At 65.2% G+C, this 2,245-nt stretch carries 5 protein-coding genes; all 5 read right to left on the reverse strand.

The window, feature by feature from the left end:
* The coding region (locus tag EOA24_RS34925) for a phage Gp37/Gp68 family protein (protein WP_133374787.1) at positions 1–971 on the reverse strand (971 nt) is incomplete at its 3' end.
* Positions 964–1,524 (reverse strand): hypothetical protein, encoded by a 561-nt coding sequence (locus EOA24_RS34930; RefSeq protein WP_127410646.1) that lies wholly within the window; start codon positions 1,522–1,524, stop codon positions 964–966. The genes EOA24_RS34930 and EOA24_RS34925, both read right to left, overlap by 8 nt.
* Positions 1,521–1,769 (reverse strand): hypothetical protein, encoded by a 249-nt coding sequence (locus tag EOA24_RS34935; protein ID WP_127410647.1) that lies wholly within the window; start codon positions 1,767–1,769, stop codon positions 1,521–1,523. Before EOA24_RS34935 ends, EOA24_RS34930 begins: the two co-directional genes overlap by 4 nt.
* The gene (locus EOA24_RS34940) at positions 1,769–1,969 is read right to left on the reverse strand and encodes a hypothetical protein (RefSeq protein ID WP_127410648.1); all 201 of its coding nucleotides are present in this window, start codon (positions 1,967–1,969) and stop codon (positions 1,769–1,771) included. Before EOA24_RS34940 ends, EOA24_RS34935 begins: the two co-directional genes overlap by 1 nt.
* A complete protein-coding gene (locus EOA24_RS34945) occupies positions 1,966–2,199 on the reverse strand; it encodes a hypothetical protein (protein ID WP_127410649.1) in 234 nt (77 codons plus the stop codon). Before EOA24_RS34945 ends, EOA24_RS34940 begins: the two co-directional genes overlap by 4 nt.
* Between the last annotated feature and the right edge of the window lie 46 nt (positions 2,200–2,245).

A 2,245-nucleotide genomic window follows, 5' to 3' on the forward strand; every position in this document is an offset into this window, starting at 1 on the left:
CCCCATTGCTTGAAGAAGAACGGCACTCCGGCAGCCTGGCACTGGTCGCGGATCGAGCGCGGCCAGGCGGGATGCATCGGGCGGGCGTCCGCGCCACTCTCGCCGCCGACGATGATCCAGTCGAGGCCTCTATCGCCACCGAAGATCAGGCCGCTGTAAAGCCGCTGACCGGCATATCGTCCGTGGGTCATTTGCTGCCAAGTCATGCCACGAAGAGCGTCCAGCGGATTGACGATGCCCGGTAGCTTTATCCGCTCGAAGTCAATCGGTCCGAGCAGCGGCTCGGCGGAGACGAAGCGGATCGCCGCCGGCGTCGCCAGCAGCTCGGGTATGCGCTCGTCGGCCTCCTGCTGGCGCTCGGCAGAAACGCCTAGCCAGACGTTGGGCAGCGGCCATTGGTCGAGATAGACGCGCGGTCCGGGCGGCGCCTGGCGCTCGTCGGTGTCCGGCGCGATCAGCACGATCTGAATCTGCCGCTCGATCACCAGATTGCAGGCGAGATCATAGACGCGATGCTTCGTGGCCGGGTCGGAAATATAGCGCCGCGCCCGGTCCGCCCGCTTGGTGAGCGGCTGGTAGGTGTGATGCGGCGTGACAGCCATCACCGCGAATGTCTGGTCGATCCACTCGTCGGGCACGTCCTCATGGAAGAGATCGCCCATGGAATTGACGAAGATGCGGCGCGGCTCTTTCCAGCGCAGCGGCTGGGTCAGGATCCGCTCGGGCGCCAGCGCCAGCTTGCCGGTCCAGACGGCGTTGCCGTTGACCTTCTTCGTGGTGCCGGCGTAGTGCGGCGCGCCGGAAGTTTTCTTGCTTCCCTGTTCGCTGCGCTCACCGCCTCTTGTCATGGCCTCAATTCGCGCGGCCATCTTCATGGCATAGCAATGCGTGCAGCCGGCGGTGGCGATCGAGCACCCGACAATCGGGTTCCACGTCGCATCGGTCCATTCGATTGGCGATTTGTCAGCCATTGGCGCTCGCCTCGATGCCGCGCGCGACCGGATCGATGCCGGGACGCATAGCCGTGTTCTCGCCCGTCAACTGGCGGTGCCAATTGAGCAGGGCGGCTGCGGTCGAAATGGTGTGATGCTTGGCCTTGAAGAGGTCGCCGGACGCCTGTGCGGCGGCGGCCTTCTGTGCCAGATAGCCGATCAGCCAGAACCAATCCCACGCCGTCTTGCCAGCGTCGTGCGCGGCGCCCCAACGCTCGACCTGGTGCGCGGCTTCAAGGGGAACTCCGGCCATCCAGTTTTCGGTCTCTGGGGAATTGATCTTCCTGAGCAGGGCGTCGCGCTCGTCCTGCAGCGCGATGAGCCGGTTCTGTGCCCAAACCGGCAATATCTCGAAAGCCATGCGTTCGAGGCGCGCGGTGTCCAGCGACGTGACGAGCTGCAGCCGGTCTAGGTCGATATCGCCGAGGCAGCCGGAGACATCCCAGCAAACCTCGGCAGTATCATCGTCGATGGCGTTGACCGTGCCACGGTCGATCGTGAACACCCGGTCGCCAACTTTGATGTTGCTCATTTCGGCACCTCGCCGGCTTCAAGCATGACGGGGGGATGGGCGCGGCCGACGACGCGCAGGATGATCGGCGCGCCGGCATTGAGCGCGGCGAGTTCTTGCGGCGTCGGGAACCATGCGCTTTCCATGGCCGGCGTTTCCGGACCTGTCACGCTGTCGTTGATGATGATGTCGCGCAGCGGTAGGCCGAGATAGCCCTGCGCCTCGCCGAGCACGCGTGTGCAGCCTTCGATACGGGCGATCTGCATCAGCGCAGCCCCACATAAACCAGGCCAAGGCCGATTAGGGCCGTGGCGATCATCAGGCCGATCAGGATGCGGCGGGCGGATTTCGATTCCGTCGGCCTGTCGTCAATGCAATCGTCGCCGCAGAGGCAATCCGGCCAGCGGCGACAGATGAAGAGCACCTTGCCTTCGTGCCGCTTGAATGTGGTCTGGTGCTTCATCATGGCAGCAACCAGCCGAGCGCGATGAAGGGCGTGGCGAAGGTGATCAGGCAGGCCGTGATGAGGCCTGCCGGGCCGTCGCCGCCGATGGCGGCGAGCAGCTTGGCGGGATCGGTGGCGCGATCAAGGTCGGCCAGGATCTCGGACGGGCGGCGCTGCGCCATGAGCTGACGCGAGATCCACGCCTCGTGCTCGGGCGATCTCGCGGCCTCGGCGATCAGCTTTTCGGCCACGGTCCATGGCGGTGATTCGGCAACGGTCCGCATGGCCCGTCAGCTC

Origin of the sequence: Mesorhizobium sp. M2A.F.Ca.ET.039.01.1.1 (assembly GCF_003998035.1) — a bacterium.
GTDB lineage: Bacteria > Pseudomonadota > Alphaproteobacteria > Rhizobiales > Rhizobiaceae > Mesorhizobium.

Bases quoted from the DNA above. Each gene is read 5' to 3' on its own strand.
- EOA24_RS34935 (WP_127410647.1), bottom strand. From the start codon at position 1,769: ATGCAGATCGCCCGTATCGAAGGCTGCACACGCGTGCTCGGCGAGGCG.
- EOA24_RS34940 (WP_127410648.1), bottom strand. From the start codon at position 1,969: ATGATGAAGCACCAGACCACATTCAAGCGGCACGAAGGCAAGGTGCTC.
- EOA24_RS34930 (WP_127410646.1), bottom strand. From the start codon at position 1,524: ATGAGCAACATCAAAGTTGGCGACCGGGTGTTCACGATCGACCGTGGC.